Origin of the sequence: Cohnella caldifontis (genome assembly GCF_029360585.1) — a bacterium.
Taxonomy (GTDB): domain Bacteria; phylum Bacillota; class Bacilli; order Paenibacillales; family Paenibacillaceae; genus Cohnella; species Cohnella caldifontis.
Map to the genome: position 1 here is coordinate 63,823 of NZ_JAQZSJ010000001.1, position 20,673 is coordinate 84,495.

Here is a 20,673-nt window from a genome sequence, read left to right on the forward strand (position 1 = left end):
CTCCGGCTGATCTGACAATACAAAAAGCCGCGAAGGGGACCCCCTCCAGCGGCACGGTTGGTTAATGAAATGAATCGGTTGTCCATCAACCCGATATATTCGAAAAATATCGAGAACATTCGTTCTTATTCCTTGATATCCGATAGCCGAATATTCAAGGCAAGATTTCGGCAGGGACGATCAAAGCTTGTCCGCTCCGCAGCGAAGCGTTCGACAGGTCGTTGCGTTTCATCAACAGGTGAACCGCTTTGCGCGTATCCATGGACGGCTTCTTGACGGACGACGCCAGCTTCCAGAGCGTATCGCCGGTGTCCGCATAGATGACGACTTCGGAAGCGGCGGCAGGCCGTACATCCTCTTCCGACGCGAACGTATGTGCCCAGGACAGACCGACCAGCAGCAGCACGAACGCCAGGGAGAAAAATACGGCTCTCGCCAATCGCAGCTCCTTCCCCATATCCTTTCCGGTAGAAGATTCTCTATGTACCACGTTCGTTCGTCCCGAAGCGGACGGTGCGGGAACGGAATTCAATGCCCAAGCTTGTACCATAATGGCATGCACCCCAAACGTTTGTTCTGATTGGCTATGAGCACATCATAACACGAACATACGTTTGAGTCAACGATTTTCGGAACGTTTGTTCGGTAGAACGAATGTTTGTGCGAACTCGGGTTCTGTGTTATAATTTGTCATAATGAAACGTACATAGGGAGGGCCACACGTGTCCAAGATGTCCAATCGCCAGAACGCGATCCTGGAATTCATTAAGAACGAAGTCCGCGAGAAAGGCTATCCCCCTTCCGTCCGCGAGATCGGCGAAGCCGTCGGACTGGCTTCCAGTTCCACGGTGCACGGGCACCTCGACCGGCTGGAGAAGAAGGGCCTGATCCGCCGCGACCCGACCAAACCCCGCGCCATCGAGATTTTGGATGACGATGACTCTCCATACGCGCTTGCTCCTTCCGTCCGTCCCGTCCCGATCGTCGGCAAAGTCACCGCGGGCGTGCCGATCACCGCGACGGAGAACATCGAGGAATACTTTCCGCTGCCGGTCCATATGGTAGGCGACCAGCCGGTCTTCATGCTCTCCGTCGTCGGCGAGAGCATGATCGAGGCGGGCATCCATAACGGCGATTACGTCATCGTACGCCAGCAGCAGACGGCCAATAACGGAGACATCGTGGTGGCCATGACGGAAGAGAACGAAGCGACCGTCAAGACGTTCTACAAAGAACGCGACCATATCCGGCTCCAGCCGGAAAACTCCACGATGGAGCCGATCCGGCTCAAAAACGTAAGCATCCTGGGAAAGGTCGTCGGCTTGATCCGGTCGTTCATGTGAGCGCATTCCATTGTCACGGCTTAGCGCGTTCCGCTTTACACGGTCCATCTTGCGCGAAAGACACCCCTATACGCCCGATATTACTTTGGACAAGCGTTCCCTCTTGACCCGGCCTTCATCGACATGGACGAACTCCCGCGCAGGCGCTGCTGGCGGGAGTTCCATTATTTACAGGGGATATGGAAACGCCGAGAAAAAGGAGTCATGCACGAATGGCAACGATCGAAGATTTTCTGAAACTGGACATCCGGATCGGAACGGTGGTCAAAGCAGAACCTTTCCCGGAAGCGCGCAAACCCGCGATCAAACTGGAAATCGATTTCGGCGAACTCGGCTTGAAGCGTTCTTCCGCGCAAATCACGAAAAGGTACGAACCCGAGCAGCTGATCGGCCGTCAAGTAGCCGCTGTCGTCAACTTCCCCGCGCGGCGGATTACGGGATTCGAATCGGAGGTATTGGTGCTCGGCGGCGTTCCGGCGGAAGGGGACGTCGTGCTGCTCAGGCCGGACGGGACCGTCCCTAACGGCACGCCGATCGCTTAATCTTTGAGGCCGGAGGCTGCAGCGGGAGTTTCTCCCTCCGCACAACCGTTGGCATCCCTCTCCCCCACCCACGGCTTGACTTACGCTCCCGCCCTATGCCGATAAAGAAAAGGGGCTGCCCTCGGGTCCATTCGACCCTGAGGCAGCCCCTTCCCATTCTCATGCGATCAATAGTTCGTCATGTACTGATCGCGTTCCCACTGGTGGACTTGCGTGCGGTACATATCCCACTCGATTTCCTTCAACTCGTAGAAATGGCTGAGCGCATGATCGCCGAGCGCGTCGCAGATGACTTCGTCGCGGAGCATCTCCTTCAGCGCGGTGATCAGGTTTTCCGGCAGGCTTTGGATGCCGGACTCCTCCAGCTCTTCCCCGCTCATCACGTAGATGTTGCGGTCGACCGGGGCCGGCAGCGGCGTCTTGTTCTTGATGCCGTCCAGACCGGCTTTCAGCATGACGGCCAGCGCGAGATACGGATTGGCGGCCGGGTCCGGGCTGCGCACCTCGATGCGCGTGCTGAGCCCGCGGGAAGCCGGGATGCGGACCATCGGGCTGCGGTTGCTCGCGGACCAAGCGACGTAGGACGGCGCTTCGTAACCCGGAACAAGACGTTTGTACGAGTTGACCGTCGGGTTCGTGATGGCGGCGAAGCCGCGGGCATGGGCCAGAATGCCGGCCATGTAATGGCGGGCGACCGCGCTCAGGCCGAGCTTGTCGTTCTCGTCGTAGAACGCGTTCTCCTTGCCGCGGAACAGCGATTGGTGGCAGTGCATGCCGGAGCCGTTGACGCCGAACAGCGGCTTGGGCATGAACGTGGCATGCAGGCCGTGCTGGCGGGCGATCGTTTTGACGACCAGCTTGAACGTCTGGATCTGGTCCGCCGCCTTGATGGCATTCGCGTATTTGAAGTCGATCTCGTGTTGTCCCGGCGCCACTTCGTGGTGGGAAGCTTCGATTTCGAAGCCCATTTCTTCCAGGGTCAGCACGATGTCGCGGCGGCAATTCTCCCCGAGGTCCGTCGGCGCCAGGTCGAAGTAGCCGCCCTGGTCGTTCAGCTCCGTCGTCGGGTTGCCCTTCTCGTCGGTCTTGAACAGGAAAAATTCCGGCTCCGGCCCTACGTTCATGGCCGTGAAACCCATCTCCTCCGCCTCTTGGAGCGCCCGCTTCAGGATGCCGCGGGGATCGCCCGCGAACGGCGTGCCGTCCGGCATGTAAATATCGCAGATGAGCCGCGCGATGCGGTCTTCCGTCACCCAGGGGAACACGACCCAGGTGTCGAGATCCGGGTATAGGTACATATCCGATTCTTCGATGCGGACGTAACCCTCGATCGAGGAGCCGTCGAACATCATTTTGTTATCCAGCGCTTTTTCCAATTGGCTAACCGGAATTTCCAGGTTTTTGATCGTGCCCAGCAAATCGGTGAATTGAAGACGGATAAAACGGACGTTCTGTTCCTTGGCGTTGCGCAAAATGTCGTCGCGAGTGAAACCCATATTCCTGACAGCCTCCTTAAGAACGCGACCTTACGGTCTACTTGGTTTTGAAGAAACGGGAAAGCTCGCCTTGAATCAAAGAGACCTGTCCGGGCCGCTTGCTGCCCGACATCAGTTGCTGCTTGAGCATGCGATGCAGCTGCGAGTCGGTCATCTCCCGGCGTTTGACTTCCGACTGCTCGTTGATGACGGTCGGTTCGTTCGATCCGTCGCCGGCCGGGTGCATCACCTGCTTGATTCCCGCGATGTTGACGCCCTTCTCGATGAGCGCCTTGATTTCGAGCAGCCTCTCCACGTCATTGAAGGAGAAAAGGCGTTGGTTGCCCGCGGTCCGGGCGGGTTGGATCAACTCATGCTGCTCGTAATAGCGGATTTGGCGCGCCGTCAGGTCCGTCAGCTTCATGACGATGCCGATCGGAAAAAGCGCCATGTTCCTGCGTATTTCATCGCCAGCCATGTCATATCAACCTTCCATCAGGACTAATGGTTGAAGCCACTTTCATTGTAGCGTTCTTCCAAAAACGTGTCAAGGAATGTAAGGTTTAATGACCGAATCGGGTGGGAATCCGCACGTTTTGGAGCTTTTGCCGTCAAACGCCGCTTTCTGGCGTTTCGAGCAAGCCAGGTAATCATGATCGCGATCCCATGCTCAAATATCCTTTGGCCGCCAAATCCTCGCAAGCCTGCCGAACGGCCAGCTTCACGTGCGCGTATGTCAAACCGCCTTGCATATAGGCAATGTAGGGTTCGCGGATCGGCGCGTCGGCCGACAACTCCAAGCTGCCGCCCTGGATGAACGTGCCGGCCGCCATGATGACGGGATGCTCGTACCCCGGCATGTCCCACGGCTCCGGCACGACGTGAGCGTCGACCGCGGCCGCTTTCTGGACGGCCTGCACGAAGGCGATCAGCGGTTCCGCGGAGGGGAATCGGATCGCCTGGATCAGATCCGTCCGGGGATCGCTCCAGCGCGGATGCGTCTGGAAGCCGAGCCGTTCGAACACCGCCGCCGCGAAAATGCTTCCTTTCACTGCTTGACCCACCATTAGAGGAGCGAGGAACAGCCCCTGGAACAGCGAGCGCGTCGTGCCCAGCATGGCGCCGACTTCACCGCCGATCCCGGGTGCCGTAATCCGGTAGGCCGCCAGCTCCACCAAATCCGCCCGGCCCGCGATGTATCCGCCGCTCGGCGCCAACCCGCCGCCCGGGTTCTTGATCAAAGAGCCCGCGATCAGGTCGACTCCGGCTTCCGGCGGCTCGATCTCCTCCGTAAACTCGCCATAGCAGTTATCGACGAATACGATGCCGTCCGGTGCCAGCTCCTTGATCCGGCGCACCATCTCCCCGATCTGCCCAACGGTAAAAGAAGGACGCCAGCTGTAGCCGCGAGACCGCTGGATCGCGAAAACTTTCGTTCGTTCCGTCACCGCCCGCCTTACGCCTTCCCAGTCCACGGAGCCGTCCTCCCGGAGGCCGACCGTGCGGCAAACGACGCCCCAGTCGGACAGCGAACCCGTGCCGTCGTCCGGTTTGCCGATGACCTTATGCAAGGTGTCGTACGGGCTTCCGGTCACGAACAGCAGCTCGTCGCCGGGGCGGAGGCACCCGAACAGCGCCGCCGATATCGTGTGCGTGCCCGACACCAGGTGCGGCCGGACGATCGCCGCCTCCGCGCCGAACACGTCGGCATACACGAGGTCAAGCACCTCGCGTCCTCTGTCGTTGTACCCGTAGCCGGTGGAACCGGCAAAATGATAATCGCTGACTTTCTGTTTCTGAAAGGCGCGGATGACTTTCTCCTGGTTTTTTTCCACGATCGCGTCCGCCCCGTACAGCCGTTCCCGCGCCGTTTCCTCCGCCGCCTTCGACCATCGTTCCCATAACGCGGGGAACCTTTCCCCGATCCGATCCGTCACGCTCTCCGCTCTCCTTGCCCCTGTCGTAGATTACATCTGCCGTTCATCCGGTTCGCCGAGTCGGAACGGTTCCAGCGGCCGGCCCCATTTCTCCATGTCCGCCGGGTTCAAGCGGACCGTCATCAGCAGCCAATCCTCGGACGCCTCCGACTCCGTCACTTCCCCGACGCGGTACGCGAGCGAGGCGAGGTCCCCGCGGGCGGCGGGGATGCGCAGCCGGCACGTCTCGCCCAGCAGCTTGTCCTCGATCTTCGCCCGCAGCCGTTCCAAATCCCGTTCGTTCAGCGCGCTCATCCGGATCGCGTCCGTCCCGCCGCCGAGCAGCGAAAGCGACGCAGGGGAGCACAAATCGATTTTGTTCCATACCGGAAGCGTCGGTTTCCCTGCCGCGCCCAATTCCGCAAGCACTTCCTCCACGACCGCCTTCTGGCGTTCCCGCATCGGAGACGAAGCGTCCATGACGTAAAGCAGCAGATCGGCTTCGTTCGCTTCCTCCAGCGTCGCCCGGAACGCCGCCACCAGATCGTGGGGCAGGTTCTGAATGAAACCGACCGTGTCGGTGAGCACGACTTCCTTGCCGCTCGGCAGCCGCATCGTGCGCGAAGTCGGATCCAGCGTGGCGAACAGCTTGTCCTCCGCGAGCACGTCCGCTTGGGTCAGCTGACGCAGCAAAGTCGATTTGCCCGCGTTCGTATACCCGACCAGCGCGACCTGCACGGCGCCCGCCTTGCGGCGGCGCTCCCGGTGAAGCGTCCGGTGCTGCGTTACCGCCTCCAGCTGCCGCTTCAGCTCGGAGATCCGATTCCGGATATGCCGGCGGTCGGTCTCCAGCTTCGTCTCCCCCGGGCCTCTCGTCCCGATGCCGCCGCCCAGGCGCGATAAGTTGACGCCGTGCCCGGACAAGCGCGGAAGCAGATAGGACAGCTGAGCCAACTCGACCTGCAGGATGCCTTCCCGGGTTTTCGCCCGACCGGCGAAAATATCCAGGATCAGCTGCGTGCGGTCGATGATTTTCAAATCCAATTCTTCTTCCAGGTTGCGCACCTGAGCGCCGGACAGCTCCTGGTCGAAAATCGCCGTCTCCGCCCCGGTTTCGGCCGCCAGCGCTTTCAGCTCCTGCACCTTGCCTTTGCCGATGAACCATTTGGAATCCGGAACGTCGCGGAATTGCATGAGGGTGGAGACGACTTCCACGCCCGCCGTCTCCGCCAGCGCGACGAGCTCTTGGAGCGAGTGTTCGGGATCGGCGCCGCTTCTTCTGATTTCGTCGGTGACGAGGCTGACGAGCAGCGCCTTCTCTTGCCCGCCGGCCCCCGTTTCGTAGTGGTTCGGTTTCAAGTTCCGTCTCCCTTCGATTCCGCGGTTCAGTTCGTCCGGACGTCCTCCGGCCGCAGCGACATGAGCTCCTGCCGGCCCGGCGAACCCGCCGGATACTGCGACAGCAGCCGCACCGCTTGATTGCGGATCGCCCGCTCCAGGACGTTGCGGACGAACCGGGCGTTGCTGAAATGGTACATCGATTCCGCCTTTTCCTGCAGGATCAGCTCCCGCAGCTTAAACAGCGTCTGGGGCAGCATCGCGTATTCGCGTTCCTTCACCATGCCTTCCGCGATTTGGATCAACTGATCCACCGAATAATCGGGAAATTCCATTTGGATCGGAAAACGAGACGGCAGCCCCGGATTGGTCAGCAAAAACGCGTCGATCTCCAGCGTATACCCCGCCAAGATCAGCACGAATTGGTTTTTGTAGTCTTCCATCGCTTTGACCAGCGTATCGATCGCTTCCTTGCCGAAGTCTTTCTCCCCGCCGCGCGCGAGGCTGTAGGCTTCGTCAACGAACAAGACGCCGCCCAGCGCCTTCTTGACTAAATCGCGCGTCTTCTGCGCGGTATGCCCGATATATTCCCCGACCAGGTCCGCCCGCTCGACCTCGATGAAGTGCCCCTTGGACAGCAGCCCCATCCCTTGGAACATCCGCGCGAGCAGCCGGGCGACCGTCGTTTTGCCCGTGCCGGGGTTGCCTTTGAAGATCATGTGGTACACGTGGGATAATGACTGCAGGCCGGCTTCCTGGCGCAATTGGTTCACTTGGAGCAGCGCGTAGATCTCGTAGACGAGCTCTTTCACGTTATCCAGCCCGGTCAGCTTCTCGAGCTCGCGCTGCCATTCGGCCCACGGGCCGTGCTGCGGCAGCGTCCGCCCGCCCGAAGCCGTTTCCGTGCCGATGGACGAAGCGGCGCCGCCGAATCCGTCGGAATCGCTTTTGCGCAGGATGATGTTGATTTGCCTGGACGGCCGCATCGCGTCTGCCGTCTCCCGGACGTTCGGTTGTCCCGCCCTCGCGTTCATCTCGCTTCCTCCCAGAAGGCAAAATCGGCGCGCGGGTTCCGGACAGCCTTCCGCCAGTCACCGCCGCCATATCCCAATGTATTCCGGGAACGGGGCGGCTAGTCATCCGAACGCGAGACGAAGCTTGGTGAGCTCCCATTTCGTAAACGCCAGAACTTCCCTCGTCTTATGGTACGCCATGTTCATCACTTTCGAATCGATCACGCTGACTTGCACCGGGTCGTACCCGAGCGTCCGGGCGATGTCGGCGGCGCGGGCCCCGTGGTAACGGTGCGTGACGATGACGGCGGTGCGCCAGCCTTCCTCCTCCATGATGCGCTTGGAGAACTTCAGGTTTTCATACGTGCTGAAGGAGTCCTTGTCCATCCGGATCGCGCCGTCCGGCACTCCCTGTTCGAGGAGGTAATTCCGCATGCCTTCCGCTTCGGTGATCGTCGCGCCTCCGGCGTCCAGCCCGCCGCTGACGATGATCGAGGAAAACGCGCCTTCGCGGTACAGCTTCAAAGCCTGGTCCAGCCTTTCGCGCAGTCCAGGGCTCGGCTTGTCGTTCCAGAGCGAGGCGCCGAGCACGATCCCCGCGTCCGCTTTCGCCGTCACGTCCGGCTCCGGGATGCCGTCGAACGTCGCGATGCGGACATACAGCCATCCGAGCCAAACGAGAAGCGCCGCGGCCAAGGCCGCCGCCGCCCGAAGGAAATATCGGGCTTTGCGGCTGCGCTTCCCGCGGTTCCGTTCCAGCCCCGCCAGATTCGATACCGGCAAGCTCATCCGATCGACGTTCCTTTCTCCCAGCCCAGTTTGTCCAACAGCTGCTTGCGATGGCGGATGCTCATGTCGAAATAAGGAAACTTTTTGCTCCGGATCCATTCCAGCAGGCGGGCCGCCGTCCGCTGGGCCAGATCGGAATCCTTCTGCGTGATGAGGCCGTCGTCCAACGCTTCCTCCAGCTCGTCCTCGTCGAGCAGCAGCACTTCTCCGGTGGGCAGCGTGACGATATCCAAATACAGGTCGTCGAACCAGGGCACTTGCTGATCGGTCAGGCCTTGCGTCTTGCAAATGTCGATGTACCATTGGACGACGTTGCCCGCCGGATCGAACATCGTCGTCACGACGAAGTGTTCGCCCTTCGGGAAATGCTGCATCCACAAATAGCCCCGGTCGGCCAGGCACATCTTCCGGCCGTTGTATTCTTTCCACAGCGGGTCGCGAAGCTCCTGGATGCGATACAACGTCACGAAGCCGCGGAACTGCGGGTCGTCCATCGGGAAGCAGGCGTAATTCTTTTTCAAAATGCGGCGCCAATTGGCCCGGTCCGAAAATTTACGTTTCATGGCGGACGTTCCTTTCCGTTCGGCCGGCGCTCCTCGTCAGGAGTTTCGCCAGGGAGTGAGTCAACAACAATTACCCAAAGCTTACCACATCTTCGCCGCGCTCACCAGTTGACGGGTAGGACGACTCCGTCGGAAAGCCGGCGCCGGCATGCAAAACCCGGCATCCGAGGATGCCGGGTGCGGGTTCACCTATTCGGGGATGATGACGTCACGGGGCTCGAAGGCTCGCCGGTAGACGGATTGGGCGAGGATTCGGTTCCCAGGCTCGGTGGCGGCGAATTCGCTCCGCCGCCGGTCTGATCGCCGGTTTGGCCTCCGTTCTCCGTACCGCCGTTGTTCACGCCCCCGTTGTCGAAGCCGCCGTCGCCTATCCCGCCATTGCCAGCACCGCCGTTGCCCATGCCGTCGCCGACTCCTCCAACGTCCGTTCCGCCATCCCCGGCGCCCGGTTCCCCGGGCAGCGGAGCGTTCGGATCGACAGGAGGAACCACGGGCGTATTGAGCGCCGAATCGACGAGCACGGAAACTTGGCCGGAAGGCTCGCTCTCCTGATTGGTGTCCGGATCGAAGGCGGTCACGTAATACGTGTACGTCTGGTCCGGCAGGATCGCCATGTCGTCGAACGCGGGATCGGCCGCTTCCGCCAGTTTGGCGAACGCCCCGTCCGACGGGCCTTTGCGGTACACCCTGTACACGGTTTTATCCGTGGCGTTCTCCGCGGTCCATTCGAGATGGATCGACACCGAGGTCGGATCGTAAGCGCCGGACAGCGCGGTTACGCCGGCGACCGGCTGCCGATCCGCGACGCCTTCCGGTTTCGGGAACGATTGCTTCTTCTTTCCTTCCAGCGCCTTGGACATGACGGCCGAGAACATGGCAGCCGCCTGGCCGCTGCTCTTCTTGACCAAATGGTTCTTGTCCGTCGAATCGTAACCCATCCACACGGCGGCGGTCAGCTCCGGCGTGTAGCCGACGAACCAGACGTCCCGGTTGGCGCTCGATTTGAGCCCCGGAATCCCATGCTGCGTCGTCCCCGTCTTGCCGGCGACGGTGCGTCCGGAAATCCGGGCGCGCACCCCCGTGCCGCCGGTCTGCGTGACGCCTTTCATGATTTCCGTCACGTAATAGGCCGTTTCGGGCGCCATGACCCGCTGGGCCTTCGGCGCCGAATATTCGTAGACGACCTTGCCTTTGGCGTTCGTGATCGACAGAACCGAATGGGGATCCTCCAGGATGCCGCCGTTCGCGAACGCGCCGTAGGCGCGCGCCATCTGCAGCGGCGAAACCCCGTGCGTCAAGCCGCCGAGCGCGATGGCGAGGTTGCGGTCCTCCGAATCCAGCTTGATCCCGAGTTTGGCCGCGAAGTTAATGCCGGTCTTCACGCCGATCTCGTTCAGCAGCCATACCGCGGCTTGGTTGCGCGATTCTTTGATCGCGAGCGTCATCGGGATCGGTCCTTTATATTTCCCGTCGTCGTTGCCGGGGCAATATTTGCCGTTGTTGTAGCACGTTTTGTCGTCCCGTAAGGTCGACCAAGGGAAGTAATTCCCGGTTTCGATGGCGGCGCCGTAGGCCACGATAGGCTTGAACGAAGAGCCCGGCTGCCGCTGCTTGGTCACGCGGTTCCAGCCCGACTTCGCGTAGTCCCGGCCACCGACCATGGCGACTAAGGTGCCGTCATGCTGGTTCATGATGACCATGGCGCCTTGCATTTTCACTTCGTCCTTGCTCTGCTCGAACATCTTGTCGTTGTTGAACGCGTCTTCCATCGCCTTCTGGGCTTTCGTGTCGATGGCCGTCTTGATCGTGTACCCGCCGCTGCGGAGCTCTTCCTCGCTCAGGCCGGTGACGGCTTGGGCTTCGTCCACCACGTAATCGATGTACGTCAAGTACTGGTTGTTGCTCGTTTTCGAGACGCTCGGGTCGTAATCCACCTTCTTGGCCGCTTCCGCTTCCTCCGCGGTGATCAGTCCCTGATCCCGCATCAGGTTCAGGACGACGGCGCGGCGTTCCTTGGACTTCTCCGGATTCGAGATCGGATTGTAGGTGTTGGGCGCCTTCGGAATCCCCGCCAGCGTCGCGATTTGCCAAATCTCCAGCTGCTGCTTCGGGTCTTTGCTCGTGATGTCCTTATTGAAATAAAATTTGGCCGCCGTTTTGATCCCGTACTGGCCTTTGCCGTAATAAATCCGGTTCAAGTACAGCTCCAGGATCTCGTCCTTGCTCTTATGCCGTTCCAGCGCCAGCGCGATCGAAGCTTCCGTGCCTTTTCGGAACAGCGTCTTATCGGCATTGAGGAACAGGTTTTTGGCCAGCTGTTGGGTGATCGTGCTGGCGCCTTCCTGCGCGCTGCGGTGGATGATGTCTGTCACGAGCGCCCGCCCGATGCCGAACAGATCGACGCCACCGTGCTCGTAGAAGCGCTTGTCCTCCGTCGCCACGAACGCGTCCCGGACCAGCTTCGGAATTTCGTTGATCGGCGCGTTTTCGCGGTTGCCCTCCGAAACATACAGCTTGGCGACTTGTTTATCGTTCTGGTCGGTGATGACGGACGCTTGGTCCAAATTCAGCTTGTTCAGGTTTTGGCTGAGGATGCGCTCTCCGTTCAAAATCACGAGCAGATAGGCGATCACCGCGCAGATGACGCCCAGCACGGCGACGAAGAGCAGCCACAGCCATCCTCTGCGCGCGCCGCGTTTGCGGGGACCTTTGCCCGGACGTTTGTTGCCGCCCCCTGCCTTGCCGCGGTTCGATGCCGATGCGGGTTGTCCCGCAGGCGTGCGTTCTTGCATATTCGTTTCCCCCTTGCACTCCTGTTTCTCTCTATGCTTTCGCCTAACATTCCCCATGAAACAGAGAACAACCCTTGAAGGGTTGCTCCGGCCCATCACTATTCAATTAAACGACAGGGACAACCGAAAAGTTTCGAAACGCCCCGGGCGGAAATCCGCCGCAACCGCAGCGCGATTAAGCGTCGGAACCGCTGTCCTGCTGCATCAGCGAGACGTTCCGCTGCGGCATGAACGTGCTGATGGCGTGCTTGTATACCATTTGTTGGCGGCCTTCGCTGTCGATGACGATGGTGAAGTTATCGAACGCGCGGACGACGCCGCGGATTTGGAAGCCGTTCGTCAAATAGACGGTAACGGGTACGCTGTCTTTGCGGATTTGATTGAGAAAAGTGTCTTGAATGTTGATGGATTTGTTCATCGGCTTAAAACCCCCATCGCCAAAATGAAAAAAATGCGGTTCCACGCTTGCCGGAATCGAAACGCAAAGTTTTCTCAACGAATATATTCAAGATCGAGATGAAACTTTCCTGCTATTATAGCACAAATCGATTTGAAAAGATCGTCGATTTTTCCTTCTTCGTCCGCTTCCGCCCAGACGAGGTCCTGCATGTGCCGAAACCAGGACAGCTGGCGCTTGGCGAAATGGCGGGTATCCCGCTTCAGCCGTTCGACCGCCTCCGCCAGGCTGCATTCCCCGCGCAAATAAGCAGCGATTTCCTTGTAGCCGAGCCCCTGCATCGAAACGGCATCCTGCGGGACTCCGGAACGGATGAGCGCCTCCACTTCCTCCACGAGACCTTGGGCGATCATCGCGTCGACCCGCTCGTTGATGCGGCGGTACAGCGCCGCGCGGTCCATCGTCAGCCCGATCAGGCACAGGCGGTACGGGGACGTTTTGGGTGCGGCCCGCGTCTGGGCCTGCGTCTCGGACAGGGGACGGCCCGTCGTCTCGAACACTTCCAGCGCCCGGATGATCCTCCGTTCGTCGTTGGGATGCAGCCGGGCGGCCGTCGACGGATCGACGGCCGCCAAACGGGCGTGAAGCGCCTCCGCGCCGTGAGCTTGGGCGAAATGCCGCATCCGCTCGCGGAACGCCTCGTCGCCGGAATCCCCTTGGAATTCGAACCCGTAGCAGACCGACTCCACGTAGAGCCCGGTTCCTCCGACGAGAAACGGCAGCTTGCCCCGCTCGTGAATCTCCCGGATTTTCTCCGCGCACAAGCTTTGGAACATCGATACGGAGAATGGCTCCTCGGGCTCCAAGATGTCGATCAGATGATGGGGAATGCCTTCCCGCTCCGCCAAAGGCAGCTTGGCGGTGCCGATGTCCATTCGGCGGTACACCTGCATCGAATCCCCGCTGATGATTTCGGCGTCCAGCGCCTCCGCGATCCGCAAGCTGACCGCGGTCTTCCCGACCGCCGTCGGCCCGACCAGCGCGAGCAGCGGCGGCCGGTCGTCACGGGCGGCCGATGTCGCCTTCGTCAATTCGGATCACCCCATAGGCGACGGCAGAGGCGGAATGGCGCGCGGGCGTGAACCCAAGCCGCGCGAATTCCGCGCTGCCGCTGTTGTTTTTGAGCACGACGGATTTGCGTGCGACGCGCACGGCCTGCCGGACGGCTTCCTCCGTGAGCGGATCGTGCCGAACGTGGGCTCTTAGAGGGCGCATGGACGAGGAGGAAGCGACGGCCCTGTCGAACATCGGGTCGAAGTAGACGATGTCCACGCTGCGGTCCGGCATCCCGCGCAGCACCTCCCCGTGATCGCCTAGCCGGACCTCGATCCGGCGGCACGCCGCGTCGGCTTCCGGCAGCCCGGTGTCCGCGCGCGTCAGTCCTTCGCGAATCAGCACGTACAGCAGCGGCGAAGCTTCGACGGCGATGACGCGGCCCTTCTCTCCCGCCGCGCAGCTGAACACGATCGCATCCGACGCGAGGCCGGCGGTACAGTCGAGCACGACGTCCCCCGGCCCCGCGCCGGACGCGGCGATCATGGCGTCGCTGCCTCCGGACAATAGCCGTTTGGCCCGGATCAGGCCCATGCTCGGGTGGAAAAACAGCGGAGGAGAGTTGTCCGATATGTATTTCAGCTGATCCGAATACGCGACCAGCACCCCATCCGAGCCGTGTTGCCGCTCGATTTGCCGAAGCGTATATCGCCTTCTCGGAACGTAAGGCACGCCCAGCTCCCGGGCCAGCCGGGCCGCCGTCTCCCGAAGCCCGGCGTCCGGCGCTTCCGCGGTCGTGACGACCACTTACATCACCCGCTTGAACAATTTCTCGAGCTCGTACTTGGTGAAGCTGACGACGATCGGCCGTCCGTGGGGGCACGTATACGGCATCCGGCAGCGCCCAAGCCGCTCGAGCAGCCGTTCCCCGGACTCGCGGGTCAGCGCCTGGTTCGCTTTAATCGACGCTTTGCAGGAACAGAGAATGGCCGCTTTCTCCCGGAGGGCGTGCAGGTCGACTTTGCGCTCCTGCAGCACCCATTCGGCCATTTCGCGGGCAATCTCCGCTTCGTCCCCTTTCGGGAACCAGTGCGGTACCGCCCGTACGATAAAGGTATTGCCCCCGAATTCCTCGAGATATACGCCGGCGCTTTCGAAAACGGGCATTCTCTCCCGCAGCAGCGCGAATTCGTCCGGCGCGAACTCGAGCGTAAGCGGAAGCAGCAGCTCCTGGCTGGCTTCCTCCGGACGGCCGAATTTATCGAAATAATATTCGTAGTGAATCCGTTCGTGAGCCGCATGCTGATCGATCAGGTAGAGGCCGTTCTCGTTCTGCGCCACGATATACGTGCCATGCAGCTGCCCGATCCAGCTCAGCTCGGGGAACGCGGGACTTTGCTCCTCCCGGTCCGCCGGAGCGGCGAAGGCCGCCTGCCAGACGGCTTCCGGGACTTTGTCCGGTTCAGGCGCCGCCGGCTTGCGGACGGGCATGCCGGAAGAAGAGCCGCCGTCCCGGCCGTAAGACCAGCCTCGCTCGGGAATATCCGGCTTAGGGGCGGCGGCGCCAGCCGCGGCGGCTTCTCGGTACGAAGCCGTGTTCGGCGCTGCCGTCTTCGCCGCGAAAGGTTCGCCGGTTTCCCGTACTCCCGTCCATTCGGCGGGCGCGGCTGATGCGGTATACGCAGCGGATTCGGCGGCTTCGGCCGGCACGCTCTCCGCGGGCGGCAGCTGGAACCGGATTTGATCCTGCACCCAGGATGGAGCCGGTTTCGGCGTTCGAACGGAGCCTCCCGACGGGATGTACGCTTGTCCGGAAAGCGCCTCCTTGACCTGCTGCTCGACGAAAGCGCGAAGCTCCGCCTCCTTGCTGAAGCGGACTTCCAGCTTGGCGGGATGCACGTTGACATCCACCAGAGACGGGTGCATGCGCAAATGCAGGACCGACAACGGATACCGGTGGACCGGAAGCAAGGTGTGGTACGCCTGCATCAGCGGCTGCACGACCGCCTGGCTGCGGACGAAGCGGCCGTTGACGAGAATCGTCACCGCGTTCCGGTTGGCCCGGGTTTCCACCGGCATCGCCGTGAGGCCGGAAAGCCCGTAATCGGGACTTTCGCCGGAAAGCTCGATCATCGCTTTGGCGGCGGCCGTTCCGTAGATGGCGGCAACCACCTGCCGCAAGTCTCCCGTGCCTGCCGTCCTCAGCAGCAATGAACCGTTATGCTTGAACGTGAAGGAGATGTCCGGCCGGGCCAGCGCCTGGCGATACACGACGTCGGACAGATGCCCGAGCTCCGTCTGGATCGTCTTCATGTACTTCAATCGCGCCGGGGTATTGAAAAACAAGTCGCGGACGACCATCTCCGTACCCTGCGGCGCGTTCGTCTCCCCCTGGCCCGCGAGCGTCCCGCCCTCGATCTCGACGAAGCGGGCCAGCCCGCTGCCGTCCGAAGCGCTGACGCAGCGGACTTTCGCGACGGAAGCGATGCTGGGCAGCGCCTCCCCGCGAAATCCGAGCGTGCCGATCTGGAACAGATCGCGGGCGCTGGCGATTTTGCTGGTGGCGTGCCGTTCGAACGCCGTCAGCAGATCGTCCGGCAGCATGCCGGAACCGTCGTCCTGTATGCGGAGGAACGTCAGCCCTCCCTCTTCGGCTTCGATCTCGATGCGGGCGGCGCCCGCGTCGACGGCGTTCTCGATCAGCTCCTTCAGGACGGAAGCCGGACGTTCTACCACCTCGCCGGCGGCGATTTGGTTGGCCAGATGCTCGTCGAGCGGCCGGATGATGCCCATCCGAGATCTCCCCTTTCTTACTTATCGGACCGAAAGCTTCAGCGTCCCGCCGGCCGCGTCCGATTTCAACTCGGGGAACCAACCGGCGAAAGTCTGCAGGTCGATCAGGTTCCAACCGTTCTTTTTGGTCAGGCGGGCATCCCCTTCCGACAGTTTGTGGACAACGCCGCCTCGGCTGACGGTTACGGTTTTCGCCTTGGCGTCATAGCCGATCTGAGCGCCGACCAACGCCGCGGCAAGCCTCAGATGAACGGACCAGCCGTTCCCGTTCTGAACCGCCGCGCCAGGATGGGCCGTACGGATCCCGTTGATCAGAACCGAGCTTTTGCCGAATTCGACGGTCAGCGCGCGGCCTCCCGCGTCCTGAAAGGCCGCGATCAGCTGTTCTTCGGTCCCGTTCACGGCATGGTCGGGCGTCAAGCCGGTCTTGTCCACCTTGCGGCCGTTCGGCGTGAAATACTCTTGTACCGTGACCTTGATGACGCCTCCGCTTTCCAATTGGATGATCGACTGCACGACGCCTTTGCCGAACGTTTTGGTGCCGGTCAGCTTGGCGATTCCGTAGTCCTGCAGCGCCCCGGACAGCAGTTCGGAGGCGCTGGCGGTGCTGCCGTTCACCAGGACGGTGACCGGGTAATCCTTGCCGCCGCCTTTCGCTTCGATCGGCGTATCGTTCCCGTCGCGGTCCTTCAGATGCGCCAGCACGCCGTCTTGGATGAACAGGGACGCGATCTGCTGCGCCGCGCTGACGTAGCCGCCGCCGTTGTCGCGCAAGTCGATGACGAGCGAAGTCATCCCCGACTTCTCCAGCTTCCCGAGTTCCTCTTCGAACAGGCTGCCCGCGTCGGACGTAAAGCCGGACAACGACAAATAACCGACGCCGTCTCCCAGCAGATGCCCTTCGGCAACGGGAAGTTGGATCGAGCTGCGAACCAGCGTGAAGCTCAGCGTTTTTCCTCCCCGTTCCACGCCAAGCTGGACGGAAGTCCCCTCTTTGCCCCGCAGCTTCTGCTGCAGGTCGGCGATGGTCAGCCCCTTCGCGGGCGCGCCGGCCGCCGAAACGATGACGTCATCGGGCTTCACGCCGGCTTTCTCCGCCGGACTGCCGGGAATGACGTCTTCCGCGTAGATCGTTCCGGCGTCCTGAACGAGCACGATGCCGACGCCCGAAAAATGCTGTTCCAGGCTGTCGGAGAACGACTTCCATTCTTCGGGATCGAAATATTCCGTGTAAGGATCGTGCAGGGATTCCACCATGGCGTCGATCGCCGTCTGGTTCAGATCGCTGTCGTCCGGCTTGCTCAGATGCAATTGTTCCAGGATTTCCCGCACTTCGTCGACCTGCTCTTTCGTCTCGGCTCCCGCAGGGGCCGCCGGCCAGACGCCGATCAGGACGAATGCGGCCAGCAAGGCCGTTAACAGGCGTTTCGCGATCACGTTCAATGGTTTCATCTCAGGAATCCCCGCTCTCGATAAGTTCGTTTTTCGCGTCGTTCAACCATTCCAATGCTTGCAGCGGGGTCATTCGCATGACGTCCACCTTGCGAAGCTTGTCCAGCAGCTTCTCCCGCGCGGGGAGAACGGTTTTTTTCGGCTTATCCGCCGAAGCGGGCTGGGGGGCTGGATCGGCGAATATGGATAATTGGACCACTTGCGGCGACGCCGGATCCGGCGTATGTACCGGCTGCGAATCGGAAGCCGCCGCCGTTTCCCTTATCGTGTCGGCCGTTGGACGGGACGCCTCTTCATTGATCAGCGAGTACGCCCGGTTCACGATCGTGTCCGGCAGCCCGGCGAGCTGCGCGCAATAAATGCCGTAACTGGAATCGGCGGCGCCCGGCGCCAATTTCCGCAGGAACGTGACGCCTTCGGCGCTTTCCTTCACCGCCATGCAGCCGTTGCGCAGGCCGCGGAGCGTCGATTCCAGGTGCGACAATTCGTGAAAATGGGTCGATACGAGCGCTTTGCAGCGGATGTGGTCGTGGACGTATTCGATGACCGCCTGCGCGATCGCCATTCCTTCCTCCGTCGACGTGCCCCTTCCCAGCTCGTCGATGATGACGAGGCTTCGCTCGGTGGCTTGCTCGGTCATCACCTGGATGTCTTTCATTTCGACCATGAACGTGCTTTGGCCGCCAACCAAGTCGTCGGCTGCCCCGATCCGCGTGAAAATCCGGTCCACGAACGGAAGCTCCGCCCGCTTGGCGGGCACGAAGCTGCCGATCTGGGCCATCAGGCAGATGATCGCCACCTGCCGCATGTACGTGCTTTTGCCCGCCATGTTCGGCCCGGTGATCAGCAGGATCGAGCTGTCCTCCGACAGCGACGCGTCGTTGGCGATAAAGCCTTTGCCTTCCGACACCGCTTCGACGACGGGGTGGCGGCCGTCCTCGATCCGCAGGTCATAGCCGTCGTGGAACGACGGCCGGGTATAGCGGCGCTCCGCCGCGACCTCCGCGAGCGACTGCAGCGCGTCCAGCTCCGCCAACGCTTCCGCCAGCTTCTGCAGCCGCGGGATCTGGGACGCGATATGGTCGCGCAGCCGGACGAACGTCTCGTACTCGAGATCGACCATCCGCTCCTCGGCTTCCAGGATGAGGGCTTCCTTCTCCTTCAGCTCGGGCGTCACGAACCGTTCGGCGTTCGCCAGCGTCTGCTTGCGCTCGTAGCGCCCTTCCGGCAGCGCCCCCAGGTTCGCCCGCGTGACCTCGAGGTAATAGCCGAACACCTTGTTGAAGCCGATTTTGAGCGACTTGATGCCGGTCGCTTCCCGTTCCTTGCGTTCCAGCTCGGCGATCCAGCGTTTTCCGTTCTGGCTGGCTTCGCGCAGCTCGTCCAGCTTCCGGTCGAAGCCGGGGCGGATCAGCCCGCCTTCGCGCACGGAGACGGGGGGCTCGTCCGCGATCGCCGATCCGATCGCTTCGGCCAAATCCCCGCAGGCGTCCATCTCGTCGCTCAGCGCCTCCAGCGGCTTCGAGCCGATCTCCCGGCAGAGGCGGAGCAAGGCCGGCACCCGGTCAAGCGATGCCTTCAGCGCGTTCAGATCCCGTCCGTTGGCCGTCCCGTAGGCGATTCGGCCGACCAGCCGCTCCATGTCGTAAACCTCGCCAAGCTCCGTCCGCAGCTCCTCCCGGCGCATCCAGTCCCTGTGCAGCGCCTCTACCGCGTCCAGCCGGCGCTCGACGGCGCCCCGGTTCAGCAGCGGCTGGTCGATCCAGCGTTTCAACAGACGGGCGCCCATGGCGGTCCGCGTCCGGTCCAGCAGCCACAGGAGCGAGCCTTTGCGCGAGCGGTCGCGGACCGTCTCGGTCAGCTCGAGGTTCCTCCGCGTGAAGGCGTCCAGCGCCATGAACGCTTCGGGTTCGAAAGCTTTCACCGTGCGGAGGTGCGCCAGCGAACGCTTCTGCGTCTCGCCGAGGTAGCCGATCAGCCGCGCCACCGCAGCCCGTCTCGCCTCGTCGTGCGCGTCCCAAGGCTCGTCCGGGAACTGCTCGGCCAGCAAGGCGGCATCCGCCTCTTCACGCTCGGTGCACAGAATCGTCCGGCCCGATGCCGTTGCCTGCTCCCTGAGGATGGCGAGCGCGTACTCGTCTCCGACGGCTTCCACGGGACGATAGACGTTCAGGACGTTCTTAACCGCTTCCGGGGCGATGCAAAACGAGGTGACGTACAGTTCTCCAGTCGTCAGGTCGCAGGCGGCGAAGCCGAAACGGTCGCCGACGGCCGCCGCGCCGGAGAGAAAGTTGTTGGCGGCGTCCCCGACCTGCTTCGTTTCCATCACCGTGCCCGGCGTCACGATGCGGACGATTTCCCGCCGGACGACGCCTTTGGCCGCCTTCGGATCTTCGACTTGCTCGCAGATCGCGACTTTGTAGCCTTTTTCGATCAATCTCGCTATGTATCCTTCTGCCGAGTGGTACGGCACCCCGCACATCGGCACGCGTTCTTCCTGTCCGGCGTCCCGTCCCGTCAGCGTGATTTCCAGCTCCCGGGAGGCCGTCAACGCGTCTTCGAAAAACATTTCATAGAAATCGCCGAGGCGGAAGAAGAGCAACGCGTCCTTCGCCTCTTGTTTGACGGAGAGATATTGTTCCATCATGGGGGTGTATCCGGCCATGTCGATCCTCCGATAAAAATGCCAGAATGTGAAATGATAGATGACGACATGGTCCATTATAGCAAGGATTCGGTTCGAAGTCGTGTCTTTGGGGCGAGATCGCCGCGATCATCTGCGCATGGGCGATACGTCTTGGGCGGTTAGCCCTGTCAATGCGGCGCACAACCCCGACGGAGCGGCGGAGTTATGTAACTTTCCGACACAACTGCCCCTGCAACCCCGTCAAAGCGGCGGAGTTATGTAACTTTCCGACACAACTGCCCCTGCAAACCCATCAGAGCGGCGGAGTTATGTAACTTTCCGACACATCTGCCCCTGCAAACCCGTCAAAGCGGCGGAGTTATGTAACTTTCCGACACAACTGCCCGCGCAACCCCGTCAAAGCGGCGGAGGTATGTAACTTTCCGACACATCTGCCCCTGCACACCCGTCAAAGCGGCGGAGTGATGTAACTTTCCGACACAACGGCCCGCGCAACCCCGTCAAAGCGGCGGAGGTATGTAACTTTCCGACACATCTGCCCCTGCACACCCGTCAAAGCG

The 20,673-nt window shown here is 61.6% G+C and carries 17 protein-coding genes; 2 read left to right on the forward strand and 15 right to left on the reverse strand.

The genetic code is table 11. The features are described 5' to 3' along the window. Window positions 1-154 precede the first annotated feature (154 nt). On the reverse strand, window positions 155-439 hold the full coding sequence (locus PTZ19_RS00335; RefSeq protein WP_276351434.1) for a LysM peptidoglycan-binding domain-containing protein: 285 nt from the start codon (window positions 437-439) through the stop codon (window positions 155-157). A gap of 283 nt (window positions 440-722) precedes the next feature. Between PTZ19_RS00335 and lexA the strand changes: the two genes are divergently transcribed. Together lexA and csaA are read left to right on the forward strand one after the other, a co-directional pair. Further along, complete coding sequence (lexA, locus tag PTZ19_RS00340) at window positions 723-1,343, forward strand: transcriptional repressor LexA (RefSeq protein WP_276351435.1); 621 nt, start codon at window positions 723-725, stop codon at window positions 1,341-1,343. A 212-nt stretch (window positions 1,344-1,555) separates the two neighbouring features. Continuing rightward, entirely contained in the window at window positions 1,556-1,885 is a 330-nt protein-coding gene (gene csaA / locus PTZ19_RS00345; RefSeq protein ID WP_276351436.1) for a chaperone CsaA, read from the forward strand. A gap of 167 nt (window positions 1,886-2,052) precedes the next feature. Here the strand turns inward: csaA and glnA are convergent, their stop codons facing one another. From glnA to mutS, 14 genes are all read right to left on the reverse strand, one after another. After that, window positions 2,053-3,381, reverse strand: a complete 1,329-nt coding sequence (gene glnA, locus PTZ19_RS00350; protein ID WP_276351437.1) for a type I glutamate--ammonia ligase — start codon at window positions 3,379-3,381, stop codon at window positions 2,053-2,055. Window positions 3,382-3,418: 37 nt separating this feature from the next. Continuing rightward, window positions 3,419-3,838: a MerR family transcriptional regulator gene (locus PTZ19_RS00355; RefSeq protein ID WP_276351438.1), complete on the reverse strand. Its 420-nt coding sequence runs from the start codon at window positions 3,836-3,838 to the stop codon at window positions 3,419-3,421. Between the two features lie 172 nt (window positions 3,839-4,010). Then, window positions 4,011-5,297, reverse strand: a complete 1,287-nt coding sequence (locus PTZ19_RS00360) for a methionine gamma-lyase family protein (RefSeq protein WP_276351439.1) — start codon at window positions 5,295-5,297, stop codon at window positions 4,011-4,013. 30 nt (window positions 5,298-5,327) lie between these two features. Next, window positions 5,328-6,635, reverse strand: a complete 1,308-nt coding sequence (gene hflX, locus PTZ19_RS00365) for a GTPase HflX (protein ID WP_276351440.1) — start codon at window positions 6,633-6,635, stop codon at window positions 5,328-5,330. Between the two features lie 26 nt (window positions 6,636-6,661). Continuing rightward, complete coding sequence (locus tag PTZ19_RS00370; protein ID WP_276351441.1) at window positions 6,662-7,648, reverse strand: AAA family ATPase; 987 nt, start codon at window positions 7,646-7,648, stop codon at window positions 6,662-6,664. Window positions 7,649-7,750: 102 nt separating this feature from the next. Then, window positions 7,751-8,416: a YdcF family protein gene (locus tag PTZ19_RS00375; protein WP_276351443.1), complete on the reverse strand. Its 666-nt coding sequence runs from the start codon at window positions 8,414-8,416 to the stop codon at window positions 7,751-7,753. Then, on the reverse strand, window positions 8,413-8,979 hold the full coding sequence (locus PTZ19_RS00380) for a ribonuclease FAU-1 family protein (RefSeq protein WP_276351444.1): 567 nt from the start codon (window positions 8,977-8,979) through the stop codon (window positions 8,413-8,415). The genes PTZ19_RS00375 and PTZ19_RS00380 overlap by 4 nt, the downstream gene beginning before the upstream one ends. 185 nt (window positions 8,980-9,164) lie before the next feature. Further along, on the reverse strand, window positions 9,165-11,771 hold the full coding sequence (locus PTZ19_RS00385; protein WP_276351445.1) for a transglycosylase domain-containing protein: 2,607 nt from the start codon (window positions 11,769-11,771) through the stop codon (window positions 9,165-9,167). A gap of 175 nt (window positions 11,772-11,946) precedes the next feature. Further along, window positions 11,947-12,189, reverse strand: coding sequence for an RNA chaperone Hfq (gene hfq / locus PTZ19_RS00390; protein ID WP_276351446.1), 243 nt, complete (start codon window positions 12,187-12,189; stop codon window positions 11,947-11,949). Between the two features lie 74 nt (window positions 12,190-12,263). Continuing rightward, the gene (gene miaA, locus PTZ19_RS00395) at window positions 12,264-13,259 is read right to left on the reverse strand and encodes a tRNA (adenosine(37)-N6)-dimethylallyltransferase MiaA (RefSeq protein WP_276351447.1); all 996 of its coding nucleotides are present in this window, start codon (window positions 13,257-13,259) and stop codon (window positions 12,264-12,266) included. Next, window positions 13,231-14,028 carry a class I SAM-dependent methyltransferase gene (locus tag PTZ19_RS00400; RefSeq protein ID WP_276351448.1) on the reverse strand — a complete coding sequence of 266 codons (798 nt, stop codon included), beginning with the start codon at window positions 14,026-14,028 and terminating at the stop codon, window positions 13,231-13,233. The genes miaA and PTZ19_RS00400 overlap by 29 nt, the downstream gene beginning before the upstream one ends. Next, the gene (gene mutL, locus PTZ19_RS00405) at window positions 14,029-16,014 is read right to left on the reverse strand and encodes a DNA mismatch repair endonuclease MutL (protein ID WP_276351449.1); all 1,986 of its coding nucleotides are present in this window, start codon (window positions 16,012-16,014) and stop codon (window positions 14,029-14,031) included. It abuts the gene before it with no gap. A gap of 21 nt (window positions 16,015-16,035) precedes the next feature. Further along, the gene (locus PTZ19_RS00410; RefSeq protein WP_276351450.1) at window positions 16,036-17,466 is read right to left on the reverse strand and encodes a S41 family peptidase; all 1,431 of its coding nucleotides are present in this window, start codon (window positions 17,464-17,466) and stop codon (window positions 16,036-16,038) included. A 1-nt stretch (window position 17,467) separates the two neighbouring features. Next, window positions 17,468-20,131 carry a DNA mismatch repair protein MutS gene (gene mutS / locus PTZ19_RS00415; RefSeq protein WP_276351452.1) on the reverse strand — a complete coding sequence of 888 codons (2,664 nt, stop codon included), beginning with the start codon at window positions 20,129-20,131 and terminating at the stop codon, window positions 17,468-17,470. Between the last annotated feature and the right edge of the window lie 542 nt (window positions 20,132-20,673).